The organism is Streptomyces sp. NBC_01669 (genome assembly GCF_026339735.1).
Lineage (GTDB): Bacteria > Actinomycetota > Actinomycetes > Streptomycetales > Streptomycetaceae > Streptomyces > Streptomyces yanii.
The window spans coordinates 8,922,039-8,939,677 of the sequence record NZ_JAPEQG010000001.1 but is presented as its reverse complement, the minus strand read 5'-3'; the positions used below and the strand labels follow the sequence as shown (position 1 = coordinate 8,939,677).

The window sequence follows — 17,639 nt, the reverse complement described above, 5'->3', positions numbered from 1 at the left end:
TTCCTGGACGACGGTTGGCATCTGAGTGCCACGCGGGCCGGTCCCGGAGGACCGGCCCGCGTGGGTCAGAGGGACACGGTCAGGAGGCCTTCTTCAGCGTGAAGTTGCCGGTCGTCGTCTCACCCTTCTTGATCTTCACACTGGTGGTGATCGACTGGTAGCCGTCCTTGAACGCGGTCACGGTGAGCGGGTTGTTGCGGCTGTCCAGCCACAGGGCGAAGGTGCCGTCCTTGGCCGTCCGCACCGTGTAGCTCGCCGCCGAGCCGTTGATCTGGACCGTGGCCCCGGCGAGCGGCACGGTGCCGCCCTTGCCGTCGGCGCCCAGCACGGTGCCGGCGTACTTGCCCCAGCTGGCCGGCGGGTTGACGTGCATGGTCACGTCGATCTCGGGGCTCTGGTACGGAGTGTCGGTCCGGGCGGTCAGCGCGGCAGTGTAGTCGCCGGGCTGGGTGATCTCGGGGACCGAAGCGTTCAGGGTGACCGTGACCGTGGTACTCGCCCCGGGCTGGAGCGTCACCTTCTGCTGGGAGGTGGACAGCCAGCTGACGTCCCAGGAGCCCACCTGGTCGTAGCCGGGCAGCACCTCGACGATGCCCACCGGCGTCACGCTGCCGCCGGGGCTGCCGCCGACCTTGTAGAAGCCGGCGGCGCCGCCGGCACGGTAGACGCCGAGGTTGGCGTTGGGCAGGGCGGTCCAGCTGCCGGTGCGCGGGTCGAAGGCGAAGCCCTGGTTGGTGACGCCCTGTGCGGTGACGCCGCCGGAGGTCAGCAGCAGGCCGTTGGCCGAGCTGTACGCCGAGCCCCACAGGTCGATGGGCAGGTCGGCGATGGCAGACCAGCTGTCGTACGCCGGGTCGTAGACGTAAGCATGCTTCACAGAGGCGGTGTCGGTCACGCCGCCGGCGCAGTAGAGCTTGACGCCGATGCCGCCGCACGCCGCCCAGGAGACCGGCTCCGGGTAGGGCGCGATCTGCGACCAGCTGTCGGACGTGGGGTCGTAGACGGTGACGTCCTTGGTGCCGCAGGAACTGGTGGCGCAGCCGCCGACGACGTACAGCTTGCCGTCGAGCACCGCGCTGCCCGAACCGGCGTACGGCTTGGGCGAGGGGGCCTTGGTGGTCCAGGCGTTCGAGGCCGGGTCATAGACTTCGAGCTTGGCGTCGGGGCTGCCGGAGACGCCCCAGCCGCCGACCGCGTACAGCTTGCCGCCGATGAAGCCGTGGGCCGGGGCCCTGCGGGTGTCGGCCGCGGAGGCCAGCTGGGACCAGGAGCCGGTGCCGGGGTCGTAGGCGTACAGCGCGTTGGTGTCCTCGCTACCGGTGTAGCCGAAGGCGGAGTAGAGCTTGCCGCCACCGGCGTCCACCGCGTTGTCCTGCAGGCCGGTCGGCAGGGTGGCCGCCAGCTGCCAGGCATCGCCACCCGCGTTGGCGGTCGCCGCGCTCGCCCGGGCCTGCGTCCCGGTGCCCTTGTCGGCCTTGGTGGCCAGTGGCGAGAAGGTGCCCTTCACCAGGTTGAGCGGCGCACCTCCGGCGGCCTGCATGTGGAAACCGCCCGACTGCTCGCCCAGGGTGAGGGTGGCGGGTGCCCCGCCGGTGTTCTTCACCGTCAGGTCCTGCGTGGTCTGCTTGCCCCAGTCAAGGGTCTTGTTGACGGATCCTGGGGTGATGGTGAGCCGGCCTGCCTTGAGGGCGAAGGCGGCCTGGGTGGTGCTGTCCGGGGCGACGTTCACCGTCTTGGCCAGGTCGGAGTAGTAGGGCCTGGAGGCGGTGAAGGCGTGGTCGCCGGTCTTGGTGGTGAACATCCAGTAGAAGCCGTCGCCGAGCGCCGGGTCGTCCGGGGTGGCGGCCGTGATGGCCTTCTCCTGCGGGGCGTCGCCGTTGACCACGGTGGCGCCGACGATGGCCTCACCGGTGTTGGCGTCGGTCACGGTACCGGCGACCAGGCCGCCGGGGACAGGCTCGTAGGTGCGCTGACCGACAAACACGTTGTCGAGCGCCCACCAGTAGCCCGAGCCCGTGAAGTGGAACCGCAGCTGCACACCGGACTTCCCGGCGTAGGCGGTCAGCGGGACCTCGACGTGGCTCGGGCCGGTCAGGGTGGCGGTGCGCTTCCAGACGTTGGTCCAGGTGGCACCGCCGTCGGTGGTGACGTCGATGTCGGCGGTCAGGCCTTGGCCGAATGTCAGGAATTGGGTGTCGAAGGCGACCTTGGGGTCGGCGTAGCCGGTCAGGTCGAAGACCGGCGACAGCAGCGAGCTGTCCTGCTTCTTGCCGCTGCCGTAGTAGTAGCTGTCGACTACGGCGAATCCGCCGGAGCCGCCGGTCCTGTTGCCCCGCTTGCCCGGGTCGCCGAACTCCCAGCCGCCGGTGGTGCCATCGGCGTTGACGACGCTCCAGCCCTCGGGAGCGGACGTGGTGGAGTCGAAGGGCTCGGTCGGGCCGGTCAGCTTGACCGCGTAGCCGGGGGCCCTGGCCGCCTTTGCGTCCACCGGGACGGCGACGTCCACGGTCTGCGCCGAGCCGCCGACGGTCACTTGCTTGGTGACGGGCTGGTAGCCGGGGTACTGGGCGTCGATGTGCAGGGTGTAGGTGCTGTCCTGCGGCAGCTCGATACTGTACGCGCCGGTGTACGGGTCGGTGTGCAGCGGTGCGCCTGGCACACCGTCGACGGTGATCTTGGCGTACAGTGGCCAGCCGTGGCCCGAGCCGTCGGTCACCTTGCCGGTGACGGTCCGGCTGGGCACCACGGCCAGGGCGAAGTCGGCGTTCAGGGTGCCGCCGTCGAGGACGGTGACCCCGGTGGTCTTCTTGGTCGCGTAGCCGTAGGCGGAGGCGGTGACGTCATAGGTGCCGGGCGGCACGACCAGGCTGTAGTGGCCCTTGGCGTCGGTGGTCGCGCGGTAGTCGCCGGCGGCGATGGAGACGCCGGACAGGGCCGCGCCGGAGGTGTCGGTGACGGTTCCGGAGACCTTGCCGTGCGGGCCGCTGCGGAACGCTGCGGTGCCGTTGGGCGTGCCCAGGCCGGTCGGGCCGTCGTACCCGGGACCGGCGGTGCAGAAGTAGCCCGGGTTGCAGCTGCCGTTGGCGCCCGTCGTCACGTCGTTGAGCGCCGACGGGTTCTGGGAGTTCTGGTAGGGGTACGAGTTGGGGTAGCTGCCCGTGACGGGGGTGCCTGCGGTCGCGTACACGCCCGCGATGATCGGCGCCGAGGCGCTGGTGCCGCCGTAGACGGCCCAGCCGGAGCCGCCGTAGGTGTGGTACACCGCGACCCCGGTGGCCGGGTCGGCGACCGCGGCCACATCAGCGACGGACCGCTTGCGGCAGCCGGTGTCGGTCTGGAAGGCCGGCTTGGGCTCGTACAGCGAGCAGCCCGAGCCCGTGCCGCCTGAAACGTTGTTCCACACCGACTCGGACCAGCCGCGGCTGGTGGCGGTGTCCCGCTTCAGGGCGGTGCCGCCGATCGCGGTCACATACTGCGAGGCCGCCGGGTAGGAGACGCCATAGCCACTGTCGCCGGAGGAGGCCACCACGGCGACACCCGGGTGGTTGTAGTGGGCGTCCAGCAGGAGCTCGGACGAGTCCTCGCCACTGCCCGGCGTGCTGGTGTAGTTGGTGCCGTAGGAGTTGGACACGTACTTGGCGCCCATGGCAACGGCCTGGTCGACGGCCGCACCCATGTCCGCGAAGCCGGCGCTGTCGGCCTCGACGAGAAGGATGTGGGCATTGGGGGCGGCCGCGGAGACCATGTCAAGGTCCAGCGATATCTCGCCCGCCCAGCCTGCGTTCGGGGCCGGGTAGTTGGTGCCCCCACGCTGGTCGACCTTCTGGAAACAGCCGTTGGCGGTGGTGCACGGGGACAGGCCGTACTGCTGGCGGTAGACAGCCAGGTCCGCCTCGGCGTTCGGATTGTCGTAGGCGTCGACGATGGCTATCGTCTGGCCCGCGCCACCGTCCGCCGGCAGGTTGTAGGCGCTCTGCAGATCAGCGGGGCCGAAGCCGCTCGGTGCGGCGGCCGCCAACTGGACGCCCTTGACGCCCTTGATGTCGGTACGACGCAGGGCGAAGCAGCTGAACTCGCCCTTCTTGGGCGTGCTGCAGACCTGCTCCACCCCAGGACCGGCCGCTGATGCGGAGGTGCCCGAAGCCGCGGCCGCGCTGTCCGTGGCGGCCTGGGCGGCGGGAAAGCCCGCCCCCATGACGGCCACGGCCACCGCGGTCAGTACGGCCAACCGCGCGGATATCCTCCGCGCGACTGGTCTCGATTGCCTCAAAGTGGGCAACGTGTGACTCCCATGTAGAGCTGGGGTCGACCCGTGCACTGGTTCCCGGTCGACAGCGGATGGCATTCATCCGCCGGTCCACCATTGGCGCGGCAACCCGCCACCGCAGCAAGAAGCAACGCGTGGCGGATGCATGGCATGGCGGCAATCCGCCATGCACCGAACAAGACTTTTCCGATGAACCATCACCACATTGCCCAGCAGCGTCCGGATGCGTATCCGTGAGCTGCGCCATGAGGACCGGCTGCACACTCCGCTGTCCTCGGCGCAGGGCGCACAGCGTTGTTGTCGGCGGCGGCGGTGCTCAGCGGCCGGGTTCCAATCCTGAATCAACCGTCAGGTACTTCGACCACGGCTCGCAGCGGGACGGCAGAAGGCGTCGGCGGCCAGCCTGAGAAGGAGCTCCCGGAACTGCCGGAGCGGCGGGCCTCCTGTTGCTCGGTGATTCGACACCAACGAGCTGTTCAGGAGGCCCTGCTCGTATGCGCCCAGCGCCCCGCGACCACCCAATCGAGACTCCCGTTCGACGGACACCGCTCAAGATCGGAACGACAACAGCTACTCACAGATCCGTACGTGACGATCTCTCGTCATACGGCTCTTGTCGTCCTGATCACCAAGCCGATGCGGGGGCGGTTGTATGCCGCCAGTGCGCGAACATGTGGGGGTGTCGCCGGGCGATCTCCCGCATCTTCGCGATGGCCTTCCGCTTCCCTGCGAGCCGCTTGTACTTCTGGCGGATCCAGCGCACCAGGTAGGCGTTGATGCGCATCAGGAGGGGGTGCAATTCCCAGGACCGGAACCGGCCGTAGTAGTTGACCCATCCGGCCACAACCGGGTTGATCCGGCGGGCGAGATCCTGGAAGGACAGGTCAGTGCGCCGATGCAGTTGCCAGGACCGCACCTCGCGGCTGATCTTCTTCAGTGCGTCCTTGCTGACAGCCGGCGTGAACGACAGATACTGCTTGCCGTGCCGATTCCGGCCTCTCCTGGGGCGGAACGTGTACCCGAGGAACGTGAACGCCGTGTTTTCGTACGAACCGCGGCGGTTCGTGTCCTTGCAATAGACGATCCGGGTCTTGTCCGGGTGCAGCTGCAACCCGACTTCGACCAACCTGTCCCTGAGCGCGGCCAGCACCTGGCGGGCCTGGCGCTCGGTGACGCAGTGCAGCACCGCGTCGTCCGCGTAGCGTTCGAACCAGATGGTCGGGAACTCCCGCGTCATCCAGGTGTCGAACGCGTAGTGGAGGAACAGGTTCGCCAGGACGGGAGACACTGGAGCCCCTTGCGGAGTTCCGCGTTCCCGCTCCAGCAGGGAGCCGTCGGGCATGACGAGCGGGGCAGCGAGCCACCGACGCACGTACAACTTCACCCAGACGGCGTCAGTGTGAGCCTCCACCGCCTTAACCAGCAGGTCCCAGGGCACGCTGTCAAAGAACTTGGCGATGTCGAACTCCACCACCCAGTCCCGCTTCCAGCAGCGCTCCCGGCACATTTCCACCGCGTCCAAAGCGGACCGTCCAGGCCGGTATCCATAGCTGTCCGGATGGAAAACAGGATCCACCCTTCGCATCAGATGCCGGGCCACGACAGTCTGGGCCACTCGGTCGGCGACAGCGGGAATGCCGAGCATTCTCGTGCCGCCGCCGTGCGGCTTGGGGATCTCAACAGCGCGCACCGGAGGCGGAAAATAGGAGCCCGACGACATCCGGTTCCAGACCCGATAAAGATTGTTCCGCAGGTCCTTCTCGAATTCGTCGATGCTCTGCCCGTCCACACCGGGTGCACCTCTATTCGCTCTGACTTCCTCCCATGCCTCCTTGACTTCCCACTTCGAGATATCAAACGGCTTGGCCTGAGACTTCAACTGGCTCATCGCACTCCTCCCGGACTGCCGTCCGGTTGATGTGATCACCACAGTCACGAACGACCCGGCCCCTTCGCTCCACCCCCATTACAGGGGTCTCCCCACTACTACGAGCCGGTCCGCCAGCGCGCACCGCATCGGTACTCAGCCCCTCGCAGTGTCTGCTGCTTGGGGCGCTCTCTCTCGCCCGCCGCAAGGACGGGACCGTATCGGAGCACGCCTTCTCCTGTTCCATGCGGAAGCCGCAGTCCGGACTCACGTCGCCTGCATGCCGGACACCACCTGGCCAATAAACGGGCACCCGCCAGGCTTATCCCGGAGTTCTTACGACACCCCGGTTTTGATGTCGTCTGACTTCTTTTCGACACGTCAGCAGCGATTCACTTGCGTTCGTCTTCCCGGACCCCACCTGACGCCTCTTACGACGCCTTTTCCTCATCGCTCACCACAACGGTCTTCAAACCAATGCAGCATGAGGCGGTTTGGAGCCCCCCCCCCATTACCGTTTTGGTGGCCCCGCAATGGGGCGCCCGGCCTCCGGAGTTGGCATGACTTTCTCCCCCTGTCGATCGCATGTCTTGGGGGGTGGTGTCACCGGCTCCGGAGGCATCGACAGACCGCTGATTAGGGGCATGACCACCGGCCTTTTCGCAGGTCGGGAGGCTCTTCGTAATGTGGATGTGGCGATCGGTGCCGTGGGACGGCCGGGTGAGGACGACCGGAGGAAGCGCGTGATCGACATCAGCGACATCGGTGCCTTCCTCGGTCTGGACGTGGGCAAAGGCGAACACCACGCCACCGCCGTCACGCCGGCCGGGAAGAAAGCCTTCGACAAGCGGCTGCCCAACAGCGAGCCGAAGCTCCGCGAGGTGTTCGGCAAGCTGAAGGCCAAGCACGGGACCGTGCTGGTGGTCGTCGATCAGCCGGCCTCGACCGGCGCTTTGCCGCTGGCGGTGGCCCGGGACATGGACTGCCCGGTCGCCTATCTGCCCGGCCTGACGATGCGGCGGATCGCGGACCTCTATCCGGGCGAGGCAAAGACCGACGCCCGCGACGCGTTCGTCATCGCGGACGCGGCCCGCGTCATGCCTCACACACTTCGCTCGGTCGATCTCGAGGACGAGACCATCGCCGAGCTGGAAATGGTCGTGGGCTTCGACGACGACCTGGCCGGCGAGGCAACAAGAGTCTCCAACCGTCTGCGGGGGCTGATGACGCAGATCCACCCGCATCTGGAGCGGGTTCTCGGTCCGCGGATCCAGCACCCGGCCGTCCTGATGCTGCTGGAACGGTTCGGATCCCCTGCCCAGATCCGCAAGGCCGGCAGACGACGGCTCGTGACCTTGATACGTCCGAAGGCCCCGAGAATGGCCGAGCGACTGGTCGAGGAGATCTTCGCCGCCCTGGACGAACAGACCGTCGTCGTCCCGGGCACGGACGCGGCCACGTTGATTGTCCCGAGCCTCGCCGGCTCGCTGACCGCAGTGCTTGACCAGCGAAAGCTCCTGGCCGCCCGGATCGAGGAACTGCTGGAGTCCCACCCTCTTTCCAAAGTCCTGACGTCCATGCCGGGGATCGGCGTCAGGACCGGAGCCAGGATCCTCATCGACGTCGGCGACGGCAGTTCGTTCCCGTCCGCCGCCCACCTCGCCGCTTACGCCGGCCTCGCCCCGACAACCCGTAGTTCGGGGTCCTCGATCCGCGGAGAACAACCTTCCCGAAGAGGAAACAAGCAGCTCAAACGGGCCTTCTTCCTCTCCGCGTTCGCCGCCCTCGCCGACCCACGATCGAGGGCCTACTACGACAAGAAGATCAGCCAGGGCAAACACCACACCCAAGCACTCCTCTGCCTCGCCCGCCGACGAGCGGACGTCCTCTTCGCGATGCTCCGCGACGGCACCTTCTACGAACCCCAACCTGCCCCATCACCTTGACCAAACCCATAGGGGCCCCCCGCAGGGCGACTCCGGAAGGCCACAAATCCTCCATCTCCCGCACAGCACTATTCCCAGAAGCTGTCCTGCAACCAACTCCCTTTCATATTCAGGACACAACGGAAGAAGAAGGGCTCCGGAGGCGGTCGGCCGCCCAGCCACGACGCCGACCTCTACAAGGAGCGGAACACCGTCGAGCGCCTGATCAGCAAGCCCAAGGCCTGGCGAGGCATCGCCACCCGGTACGACAAGACCCCGGACAGCTACCTTGCCGGCCTGCACCTGCGCGCCTCGATGATCTGGATCAAAGACCTCACCCGGACCGCCGATTGATCACACCTCAATACGCGCCCTAGCCGTGCATCGCGGTGCTGTAGACGTACAGGGCGATCACACCGACGACGCAGGCGAGGATCACCCATGAACCGAAACTGGTGTGTTTCCCACTACCTTTGGGCCGCGCGGCCTTCCGGGAGTGATTGGACCGCCCGGGCGCTGCCCGTCCCGGCACGACCGGCGCCGCATCGTCCGCCGCCTCGGCGAGCAGGCGACGGCAGGTCGCGGCGAGCACGCCTGTACCGGCGGAGAGGGGCACCACGGCCTCCGAACGCGCCGGAGCGGTGGTGCCGCCGTCCAGGATGCGCCCCGCGCGTACGAGGACCTCGCCCCGGCCGCCCGCCGGAGCGAGGCTGATCCACCGCCGTACATGCTCACCCCGGATGACCACACCGCCGGATCGCTCCCGGTATACGGTGTGTTCCCGCCACAAGATCTCCGCCAACTCCCCTGCGGTGTCTCTCAGTTGTGCGCTCACAACCCTTCCCCCTCTGCCTCGCGGTGAATCGAACAAGCATCGCACTCTAGCGGTAGGCGCAGAGCGGGGGTCCAGCAGTCCCCCCAGCGGCACGACCTGCCGTTCTCGACCTGGAGCCTGTCCAAGTTGGCGGACTTCCTGGTCGCCGAGGGGGTGGTCTACGACATCAGCCGGTTCCGTTGCGAGAACTCCGCCTGCACTGCGGTGACCTTCGCCGAGCAGGTAGTGGGTTTGACGACCCCGCACAGCTGCTACACCTCGCTGCTGCACGGGATGTTGACACTCGTCCGACGCGGCCGACGGCATCGCACCACCGGCCGGCTCCTCTACGGACTCGCTCGATCGTCGTCTCGCTCACTTGGCGTCTCTCCTTGATCAGCAGATCCGCCGTTGATCAGACACTCCCCCACGAGCACGCATGCATCCGCTGCCCGATGCTCCAGGTCAACCCCAAGATGCTGCCCCGCCTCGCGGAGATCGAGAAAGACCTCCTTCTCCGCCGCAAGCGGGCCCAGGAGGAGCAGTGGCTGGGTGAGGTCGAAGGCATCGACTCGACCCTGACCTTCCTTCGCGCCAAGCAAGCCGAAGCCGCCCGCCTGACCAAGAGGCCCGTCACCGACCTCGGCATCCCACGTCCCCGCCCCGAGGAGACCCCGTGATCGCCTTCCAGATGAGCAGAGTTCAAGGCAGCACGCACTACCAGATGAGTACGCCTCCGGCGACGCCTTGCGCGCGCTCAGCTGCGTCCTCGATGTTCCTCAATCGTTCCGAGATCTGCCATACGTACTCGGCATGCGTCTTTGACGGATCGGTGCGCGGAGCGACGACTTCGAGGTTGCTGCGGATCAAGGAACACTCAGCCAGAAAATCCGTCACCTGGTCCGGGAACACCTTCAAGTCACCGCTTGCCAGGGCCGGAAAGAAACTCGCGCCCAGTGAGCGAACGGCATCGGACCCCCACACCGAGGTACGCCAGCGCTCGAAGCCGGCGAGGTCCGAACTACCCCTCGGAACGTCCAGGACATCCACCTGGCCGTCTTCACCGACTACGAAAACATCCACCGACAAGCTCATGACCTCAGTGGATCACGGCCGGGCAACGGCGGTCCACGCGATTCTGCCTCCAGCCAGGCACTGGTCACCAGAGCCACTGACCACTCGATCGGCTGAAGTGCAGAGAAGGTCGCCACTTTGGAAGCGAGCGTTCGCTGGGGCCTGGCGGAGTTCGCCAACCCGCGGGTCGAAGCCGACGTCGGCGAACGGTTCGTGACAGCGGCCGTCGTCGAGATTCCGGACAACGAACCGTATGTACACATCGTCAGCTGCGGGCATCTCCCTCCGCTCCTGCTGCACGAAGGCACCGCCACTTTCCTGAACGTTGCCCAGCCGGCACCTCCCCTGGGCCTGGGAGGCCTGGCCGAGAGCGCCTACACCCCGACCACCTTCGTCTTCGCCCCCGGCGACCGTCTGCTCCTCTACACCGACGGCGTCACCGAAGCCCGCGACCGGCACGGCACCTTCTATCCGCTCCTCGAGCGCGCCGCAGCCTGGGCCGACCTGCGCCCGGGGCCGCTCGTGGAGGCAATGACCAAGGACCTGCAGGCCTACGTGGCCGGCCCGCTGGACGACGACATGGCCGCGGTCGCCCTCCAGCGCGAGGGGTCCTGAGCACCGGAAACACCGGGCCGCGGTGGTCGGGCGAGCCCGGACCGCAGCGGTGGTGCCGCCGGCTCCGCCGCCGCGCTCCGGGGGCGGGTACGTCCTGCTGTGATCATTTCTCTGGTCGGTTCGGGGTGCGTCGCCGGACCGCTCGGGTACCCGTCCCCCTCCTCCACCGCCCGGCCGCCGCCGAGGCCACCTGTGAAAGTCATCCTGGGTCCACACCCCGCGAGAGACGCTTACCAGGGCAGCGCGCCCTCCGCGTCGAAGTAGCCCCCCGTCGGGCCGTCAGGGCCCACCTGCGCCATGCGGACGATGATCTCGGCGCCCTGCTCGACGGTCTGGATGCCGGTGTTCCCGTTCAGGTCCGTCTTGGTGTAGCCGGGCTCCACCGCGTTGATCCGCATGTTCGGGAACGCCTTCGCGTACTGCACGGTGATCATGTTGACCGCGGTCTTCGACGCCGGGTAGGCGACCCCCGGGTAGGCGTAGGTCGGGGTGCCTGCGGTCGTGACCCGGGTGAGCGAGGCCAGGCCGCTGCTGAGGTTGACCACGACCGGGGCGGCCGACCGCTGCAGCAGCGGCAGGAACGCGTGGGTGACGCGCACAGTGCCGAATACGTTGGTCTCGAACACCTGCCGCATCATGTCGACGGTGACGTCTGCGGCGCCGGCCACGTCGTTGTTCGCGCCCCTCCCCTCGACACCGGCGTTGTTGACCAGGACGTCCAGTCCGCCGTCGGCCTCGATGGTCTTCACCGCGGCCGCGACGGAGGTGTCGTCGGTGACGTCGAGCTGGACAGCCCGGGCGCCCAGCTGCTCGGCGGCGCGGCGGCCGCGCTCCGGGTCCCGGCTGCCGATGTAGACGGTGTGGCCCGCGGCGATGAGGCGGCGGGCCGTCTCGTAGCCCAGGCCCTTGTTCGCTCCGGTGATCAGTGTTGTTGTCATACCCACACGTTCCGGCAGGACGGGGCGGTCAGCCAGACGCCTTGTGTTCCTGGGACTGCTGGTACCAGGCAGGCTGCTCGGCAGGCGATGCACACTGGTGGGCATGGCGACGGCGGAATTCGGCAAGGCGGTGCGCCGCTGGCGCGACCGGGTCTCACCTGAGGCTGTCGGGCTGCCGGCCGGCAGGCACCGGCGCGCGGCCGGACTGCGCCGGGAGGAACTGGCCCCGCTCGCAGGGATCTCTGTCGACTACGTCACTCGCCTCGAACAGGGCCGCGCGTCCAACCCCTCGGCGCAGGTCGTCGAGGCCCTGGCCAGAACGCTTCGGCTGTCGGGGTCCGAGCGCACCCACCTGTTCCGGCTGGCCGGGCTGGCACCGCCGGGTCCGGAATCGGTCCCCGCGTACATCACCCCGAGCGTCCAGCGACTGCTGGACCGGCTGACCGGGACACCCGTCGCGGTCTACGACGCGTCCTGGACTCTGCTCCTGGCCAACCCTCCGTACGCGGCCCTGATGGGTGATCCGTCCGGTTGGCGGGGCAACGAGCGCAACGGCGTGTGGCGGCAGTTCGTCGGACCGGGCTCGCGGGCCCGGCACACGCCGGAGTCGCTGCGCCGGTTCGAGGCCGCGCTCGTGGCCGACCTGCACGCGGCCGCCGGGCGCTATGCGGCCGACCCGCGGCTGCGGCAGCTGGTCGCGGAGCTGCGCGCGCGCAGCGAGCGGTTCGCCGAGCTGTGGGACTCCGGCACAGTCGGACGGCACGAGGCCGCACGCAAAACCATCGACCATCCCCAGGCCGGCCCCCTGACGCTGGACTGCGACGTGCTCACCGTCGCGGGCAGCGACCTGCGGATCATGATCTACACCGCCGAACCCGGCACCGAGGACGCCGAACGCCTCGCCCTGCTCACCGTCCTCGGCACCCAGGCGCTCAGCAGCTGAGCGCTTCGCGGCAGTCTGAAGGGCGGACAGTGCGGGAGCGCTGCCGGCCGCAACCGGTCGCATGCGAGGAAGGGGGCGGTGACGCCATTGCCGTTGGCTTCACCGCACAAGCTGTGCCCACGATTCCATCACCGCACGCCCGAAGCGGCGCACAGAGGGCTCTGTCAACTCTCACGCTCTGTGGTGCCGACTCAGCTGCTCACGCGCCAAGTGGGGCGTGCAGTCCGTGGCGCGAGCTGGGGTCGCCTCGCCGGCTGAGTGCGCTGATCGGCCGGCTCAGCGGACTCGGTCGTAGACCATGGCGACCTCGCCCAGCTCGCCGGTCTCCTGGTGTGTGAGCTTCCACTTCGAACTTGGCAGGCCGTCGTCGAACAGCCGCTGCCCACCCCCGGCGGTCTCGGGGCAGATCATGAGATACAGCCAGTCGAGCAGGTCCGCGGATAGGAGCGCCTTGATGACGCTCGCGCTGCTGTTGACGAGGGTCGGCCCATGTCGGGATCGGTCAGGCCGCGTCCGGTCGGAAGATCTCCCAGCCGTCACAGAACGGCTCCCAGACCGCGACGATCAGCAGACCTGTCGGCGGTGTGGCCACTGTCTTGGCGCTGGTCTGCCTGGGTGGTCATGGTGCTGCATCTTTCGTTGCGTGCCGAACCCGTGGTCCGGGTCCGGGTCCGGGTGAGAGTTCAGGAACAGAAGTCGGCGATGGTGCCGGTGAGGATGTCGGTGAGGCGGTCCAGCGAGGCGAGGTCGACATACTCGGTGGCCGCGTGTGCACCCGCGCCGTCGACGCCGAAGAGCAGGCAGGGGATGCCGGCACGGTCCAGGAGGGCACAGTCGGTCCAGAATGGCTCGGCGCGTACCACGGGCGGGTGGCCGAGGACCTGCTCGGCGTGGCGGGTCAGGGTGCGCACGATCAGGGCTTCGGGGTCGGCCTCGAAGGGCTCGCGGTGCAGGCCGCGGGTCAGCCGGTAGCGGAAGTCGGAGACCGTGTCGGCAAGGCGGTCGAGGACGTCAGTCAGTTCGCGCTCGACGCTGTCGGCACTCTCGCCGGGGATGGTGCGGCGCTCCAGGGTGATGCGGCAGTGCGCCGGGTAGGTGGAGGGTTCCTCGCCACCGTGGATGACGGAGGCGTGCACGGTGCCGGTGCCCAGGAGGAGGTGTACCGGACCCTGCGCGAGGCGCTGTCCCAGCTCTTCCAACGCGACCAGGAAGTGCCCGGCCTTGGTGATGGCGTCGATACCGAGCTCGGGCCGCGAACCGTGGGCCGCGCGGCCTTCGATCTCCACGTCGAACCAGGCGAAGCCCTTGTGGGCGAGGGTCACTTCGAGGTGGCTCGGCTCAGTGACGATCGCCGCGTCGGCCGTGAAGGACTCCAGCACTTCCTCGGTGCCCGAGCTGCCGTGCTCCTCATCTGCGACGCAGGCGAGGATGACATCGCCGCGCAGGGGTCCGTGGGCGGTGGCGCGGGCTGCGGCGACCATCATGGCCGCGATGCCGCCTTTCATGTCGAAGGTGCCGCGGCCGTACATCCTGCCGTCGCGGATCTGCGGGTCGAGGGGGTCGCCGTCGTAGTCGGCGAGGCTGACCGTGTCGAGGTGGCCGTTGAGCATGAGTGACCGGCCTCCGCCGGTGCCGCGGGCGATCGCGACGAGTGAGGGCCGGCCGGGGCGCTTTTCCAGGCTGTGGACCTCGAAGCCGCGGGTAGCCAGCCATTGACTGCAGAAGTCGGCGATGACGGTTTCGCCGGCCCCGCCGGGAACGAGGTCCGGGTTGACGGAGTCGATGGCGATCAGCCGGGCCAGCAGGCGGCTGGGATCCGACTCCAGGGGATCAGGGGCCGCTGGGGTCGAGGGGGTCTCGGGGAGCATGAGGGCCTTCCGAAGTTCTGATGCCACCCCGTGAGTCGGGGGCGGGGCGGTGGGCACGGCACGTGGGGAGCGGCAGTGTTTGCCGAGCACCGTGCATCGTGCGTGTTGGCTGTTGCAGGCCGTGGGCGGTCAGTCCTGGTTGGCCAGGCGCAGGAGGGTGGTGGCCAGGACGTCGACTCCGTGGGCGCATGCCTCGGGGGTGGAGTACTCGCGGGGGTTGTGGCTGATGCCGTCGTACTCGCCGCGTACGAAGATCATGGCGGTGGGGCAGAGCACGGCGATCTCCTGGGCGTCGTGGCCTGCGCCGGAGAGCAGCGAGATGTGGTCCAGGCCGTGGTCGTCGGCGGCCTGCGCGATGACCTTCTGCAGCCCCTCGTCGAAGGGGACGTAGGCGGTCTTGGCCATCCGCCGGACGGTCAGCGACAGGCCGGGCCGGCTGTCCTCCAGGTCGCGCAGGAACGCGGCGAGGGCTTCCTCGGCGCGGGCCATCTGGACGTCGTCGGGGTTGCGCAGGTCGACGGTCAGCTCGGCGCGGGCCGGGACGATGTTGGTCAGGTCCGGATGAACGATCAGATGGCCGACGGTGGCCCGCAGATCCCCGTACTCGCCGGAGTCGACCAGCGCCCGCAGGTGGACGATGATCTGCGCGGCCGCCAGGCCGGCGTCGACCCGCAGGTGGGTGGGGGTGGTACCTGCGTGGGCTGCGCGGCCGTGGATGGTGATCTCCTGCCAGGAAATGCCCTGCACGCCGGTGACGACGCCGATCTCGACGCCGTTCTCGGCGAGGACGGGGCCCTGTTCGATGTGGCATTCGACGTAGGCGTGCGGCAAGTCGAGGCGTACGTCGGCGAGGCCGTTGAAGCCGGTGCGGGCGAGTTCGCCACCGAGGGTGAGGCCGTCGCGGTCAGTCAGGGCGTGGGCGTACTCCAGTGTGAGGCGGCCGGCGGCGACCGCGCTGCCGAGCATGTCGGTGCCGAAGCGGACACCTTCTTCCTCGGTGAAGATGCCGACCTCGACCGGGCGGCGGGTGGTGATGCCACGTTCGTTAAGGATGCGGACGACTTCGATGCCGCCCAGCACACCGAGGCAGCCGTCGAAGGCACCGGCGGTGGCGACGCTGTCGATGTGCGAGCCGGTCAGCACCGGGGCCGCGGTGGGATCGGCGCCCTCGCGGCGGCCGTAAATATTGCCCATCCGGTCGATGCGGACGGTCAGGCCGGCCTGTTCCATCCAGGCGATGACCTGGCGGCGGCCGGTCGCGTCGGTGTCGGTCAGGGCGAGGCGATTGACGCCGCGCAGGCCGGTGCGCTCGTCGTCGTACGCGCCGATGTCGGCGAGGTCCATCAGCGACTGCCACAGGCGGTCGCCGTTGATAGTGATCTTGTCGGGGGTGGGGCTCGTCATGACCTGTCTCCCGGAGTTGTCGGAAACGGTGGAGTGGATGGCGTTGCGGATCAGTCGGCTGCGGTCGCGCCACGAGGCCGAAGCCGATCAGCACGACGTCCGTGGTCCGCCCGAGCGCGCACGGCGGGTCCGCGGCTCTTCGAGGACGTGCCGGGCCTTGGACAGCAGGAGCACGTAACTGCCCAGCCAAGCGAGGGTGAGGGGTGGTGTGGAGGAGGACGAGGAGCATCATGGCCCGGGCGGCGGCCAGTTGAGACGGGGCCGGCGCGGGAAGCATCCCGGTGCAGAAGACGGCGATCTTCGGGTTGAGGGCGTTGCTGACCGGGCCGGTCCGCCACGGGCCCCCGACGGGAGGCGGTCCCCGTATCTGCCATGACGGACACGGTGTGGCGGCTGTGCCACTGCGCTTGCACGCCCAAGAACACCAAGTAGCTGGAGCCCAGGAGCTTGACGGCCGGGTAGGCCGCGGGTGAGGCGGCCGGTACGGCCGCGCGCCCGACCACGGTCAGCGCGCCCCGGACCAGCAGCCCGGTCGTTATCCCGCCCACGGTCCGCAGCGCGTCGCGGAGACCGGCCGCGACGGCACACCGGGGCACCGCCGCCATGTCCGGGCCCGGCACGATGGTCAGCAGGCCGAGGACACCGGGTGCGGCTATGAAGTGGGTCAGCACGCTGCCGGCCTTTCTCCTGATCGAACTGATCAAACCGGTCGGCAGCGAGGGGACGAAGGTGCGGTGGCTCAACGCAGGCGTCTTTCACGTGTGGCGTGTTCAGGGATCGGCGGTGGAGTTCGGGTTGGCAGCCGCGCCCTCGGTGCTCAACAGCACGACCACCGATGTCGCATCCAGCCCCAGTGCCGTACGGCGTTCCTCGGCGCCCACGCCAGTGAGCACCGCACGGAGACCGGCGAGCGCCGCGGCCCCGCAGGGACCCGAGGAGACACCGAGGGCCGCGAGCTGAGCGACCGCGCGGGCACTGTCGGCGTCGGGGATGGCGACGGCGGCGTCCAGCCCGCTGTACAGGTAGGGCCAGGCGATGCTGGACGGGGTGCCGCAGTTCAGCCCGGCCATGGTGGTGTCGCCGGTGGTGACACTGACGGGTTCGCCGAGGATGAGGCTTTCGAGGACGCAGGCCGCGGCCTCCGGCTCCACCGACAGCAGTGCCGGAGCCCACCCGGAGGGGCGGCTGCGGTAGTGGGTGACCACGGCCTGAGCCAGTGACCCCACACCCACCGGTATGGAGACGAGGTCAGGCCCCTTGTCGACCCCCTCGGCCGCCAGCTGCTCGTCAGTCTCGGCGCAGAGGGTGGAGTAGCCCTCGACGATCCACCCCGGGATCTGCTCATAGCCCGACCAGGCCGTGTCCTGGACCAGGACCGCGTCCGGCCCGGCAGCTGCCTCGGCCGCAAGGCGCACGGCCTCGTCGTACGGCGCCGAGACCTCGGTGACCTTCGCGTGCTCGGCGACGATGGCCGCCACAGCCCGCGGATGCACGCCCTGCGGAACGAAAACGTGGGCGCGCTGCCCAAGCAGGCGTGCCATGCGGGCCACTGCCCGGCCGTGATTGCCGTCGGTGGCAGTCACCAGAGTGACCAGGCCCGGCTCTTTGCCGCTCGTGGTCCGCTCGGCAAGGGTGCGGTGGACCGCCCAGGACGCACCCAGAGCCTTGAATGCGGGCAGGCCCAGGCGGCATGACTCGTCCTTGACGAAGACCCGGCCGACCCCCAACTCCGATGCCAACGGAGGGAGTTCGGTCAGTGGAGTGGGTGAATGGCCAGGCAGCGCGGCGTGGAAGCCCCGCACCTCGACGGGTGCGGGTTCACACCGCCAGGTACGGGCGCTGGGTCGCAGAAACCACAGCGGCGCACGGGGGGAGGAGGCGTTTTCAGACACACGAACAGAGTCCGATGCCCTCCTACGATCGG

Annotated in this window: 14 protein-coding genes and 2 pseudogenes; 6 read left to right on the top strand and 10 right to left on the bottom strand. The window is 68.7% G+C overall.

Annotated features, from left to right (window positions below):
* Positions 1 to 79: 79 nt before the first annotated feature.
* Positions 80 to 4,270 (bottom strand): carboxypeptidase regulatory-like domain-containing protein, encoded by a 4,191-nt coding sequence (locus OG972_RS40065; RefSeq protein ID WP_266989958.1) that lies wholly within the window; start codon positions 4,268 to 4,270, stop codon positions 80 to 82.
* Positions 4,271 to 4,892: 622 nt separating this feature from the next.
* The gene (ltrA, locus tag OG972_RS40060) at positions 4,893 to 6,155 is read right to left on the bottom strand and encodes a group II intron reverse transcriptase/maturase (RefSeq protein ID WP_266989956.1); all 1,263 of its coding nucleotides are present in this window, start codon (positions 6,153 to 6,155) and stop codon (positions 4,893 to 4,895) included.
* Positions 6,156 to 6,877: 722 nt separating this feature from the next.
* Here ltrA and OG972_RS40055 point away from each other — a divergent pair.
* Positions 6,878 to 8,080 carry an IS110 family transposase gene (locus OG972_RS40055; protein ID WP_266989955.1) on the top strand — a complete coding sequence of 401 codons (1,203 nt, stop codon included), beginning with the start codon at positions 6,878 to 6,880 and terminating at the stop codon, positions 8,078 to 8,080.
* Positions 8,081 to 8,200: 120 nt separating this feature from the next.
* Positions 8,201 to 8,413, top strand: a pseudogene (locus OG972_RS40050) (IS5/IS1182 family transposase); the annotation flags it as partial.
* Between the two features lie 19 nt (positions 8,414 to 8,432).
* Here the strand turns inward: OG972_RS40050 and OG972_RS40045 are convergent.
* On the bottom strand, positions 8,433 to 8,894 hold the full coding sequence (locus OG972_RS40045) for a hypothetical protein (protein WP_266989954.1): 462 nt from the start codon (positions 8,892 to 8,894) through the stop codon (positions 8,433 to 8,435).
* A 90-nt stretch (positions 8,895 to 8,984) separates the two neighbouring features.
* Between OG972_RS40045 and OG972_RS49415 the strand changes: the two are divergent.
* Positions 8,985 to 9,065, top strand: a pseudogene (locus OG972_RS49415) (helix-turn-helix domain-containing protein); the annotation flags it as partial.
* A 263-nt stretch (positions 9,066 to 9,328) separates the two neighbouring features.
* Positions 9,329 to 9,553 carry a recombinase gene (locus tag OG972_RS40035; protein ID WP_266989950.1) on the top strand — a complete coding sequence of 75 codons (225 nt, stop codon included), beginning with the start codon at positions 9,329 to 9,331 and terminating at the stop codon, positions 9,551 to 9,553.
* Between the two features lie 37 nt (positions 9,554 to 9,590).
* On the opposite strand, the gene OG972_RS40030 is transcribed toward OG972_RS40035, so the two are convergent.
* A complete protein-coding gene (locus tag OG972_RS40030; RefSeq protein ID WP_266989948.1) occupies positions 9,591 to 9,968 on the bottom strand; it encodes a hypothetical protein in 378 nt (125 codons plus the stop codon).
* Between the two features lie 117 nt (positions 9,969 to 10,085).
* Here OG972_RS40030 and OG972_RS40025 point away from each other — a divergent pair, with 117 nt between their 5' ends.
* Entirely contained in the window at positions 10,086 to 10,562 is a 477-nt protein-coding gene (locus tag OG972_RS40025; protein ID WP_266989946.1) for a PP2C family protein-serine/threonine phosphatase, read from the top strand.
* A 230-nt stretch (positions 10,563 to 10,792) separates the two neighbouring features.
* Here the strand turns inward: OG972_RS40025 and OG972_RS40020 are convergent, their stop codons facing one another.
* A complete protein-coding gene (locus OG972_RS40020) occupies positions 10,793 to 11,500 on the bottom strand; it encodes an SDR family oxidoreductase (protein WP_266989944.1) in 708 nt (235 codons plus the stop codon).
* 103 nt (positions 11,501 to 11,603) lie between these two features.
* Between OG972_RS40020 and OG972_RS40015 the strand changes: the two genes are divergently transcribed.
* Positions 11,604 to 12,443, top strand: a complete 840-nt coding sequence (locus OG972_RS40015; RefSeq protein ID WP_266989942.1) for a helix-turn-helix transcriptional regulator — start codon at positions 11,604 to 11,606, stop codon at positions 12,441 to 12,443.
* Between the two features lie 276 nt (positions 12,444 to 12,719).
* Here OG972_RS40015 and OG972_RS40010 read toward each other — a convergent pair whose 3' ends face one another.
* The 5 genes from OG972_RS40010 to OG972_RS39990 all read right to left on the bottom strand — a co-directional run bounded on the left by OG972_RS40010 (position 12,720) and on the right by OG972_RS39990 (position 17,607).
* On the bottom strand, positions 12,720 to 12,983 hold the full coding sequence (locus OG972_RS40010; RefSeq protein WP_266989940.1) for a dihydrofolate reductase family protein: 264 nt from the start codon (positions 12,981 to 12,983) through the stop codon (positions 12,720 to 12,722).
* 143 nt (positions 12,984 to 13,126) lie between these two features.
* Positions 13,127 to 14,311 (bottom strand): ArgE/DapE family deacylase, encoded by a 1,185-nt coding sequence (locus OG972_RS40005; protein WP_266989938.1) that lies wholly within the window; start codon positions 14,309 to 14,311, stop codon positions 13,127 to 13,129.
* A 129-nt stretch (positions 14,312 to 14,440) separates the two neighbouring features.
* Complete coding sequence (locus OG972_RS40000; protein WP_266989936.1) at positions 14,441 to 15,715, bottom strand: M20 family metallo-hydrolase; 1,275 nt, start codon at positions 15,713 to 15,715, stop codon at positions 14,441 to 14,443.
* A gap of 50 nt (positions 15,716 to 15,765) precedes the next feature.
* Entirely contained in the window at positions 15,766 to 16,320 is a 555-nt protein-coding gene (locus OG972_RS39995) for a LysE family translocator (protein ID WP_323135970.1), read from the bottom strand.
* A 165-nt stretch (positions 16,321 to 16,485) separates the two neighbouring features.
* Positions 16,486 to 17,607: a diaminopropionate ammonia-lyase gene (locus tag OG972_RS39990; RefSeq protein WP_266989934.1), complete on the bottom strand. Its 1,122-nt coding sequence runs from the start codon at positions 17,605 to 17,607 to the stop codon at positions 16,486 to 16,488.
* Positions 17,608 to 17,639: the final 32 nt, after the last annotated feature.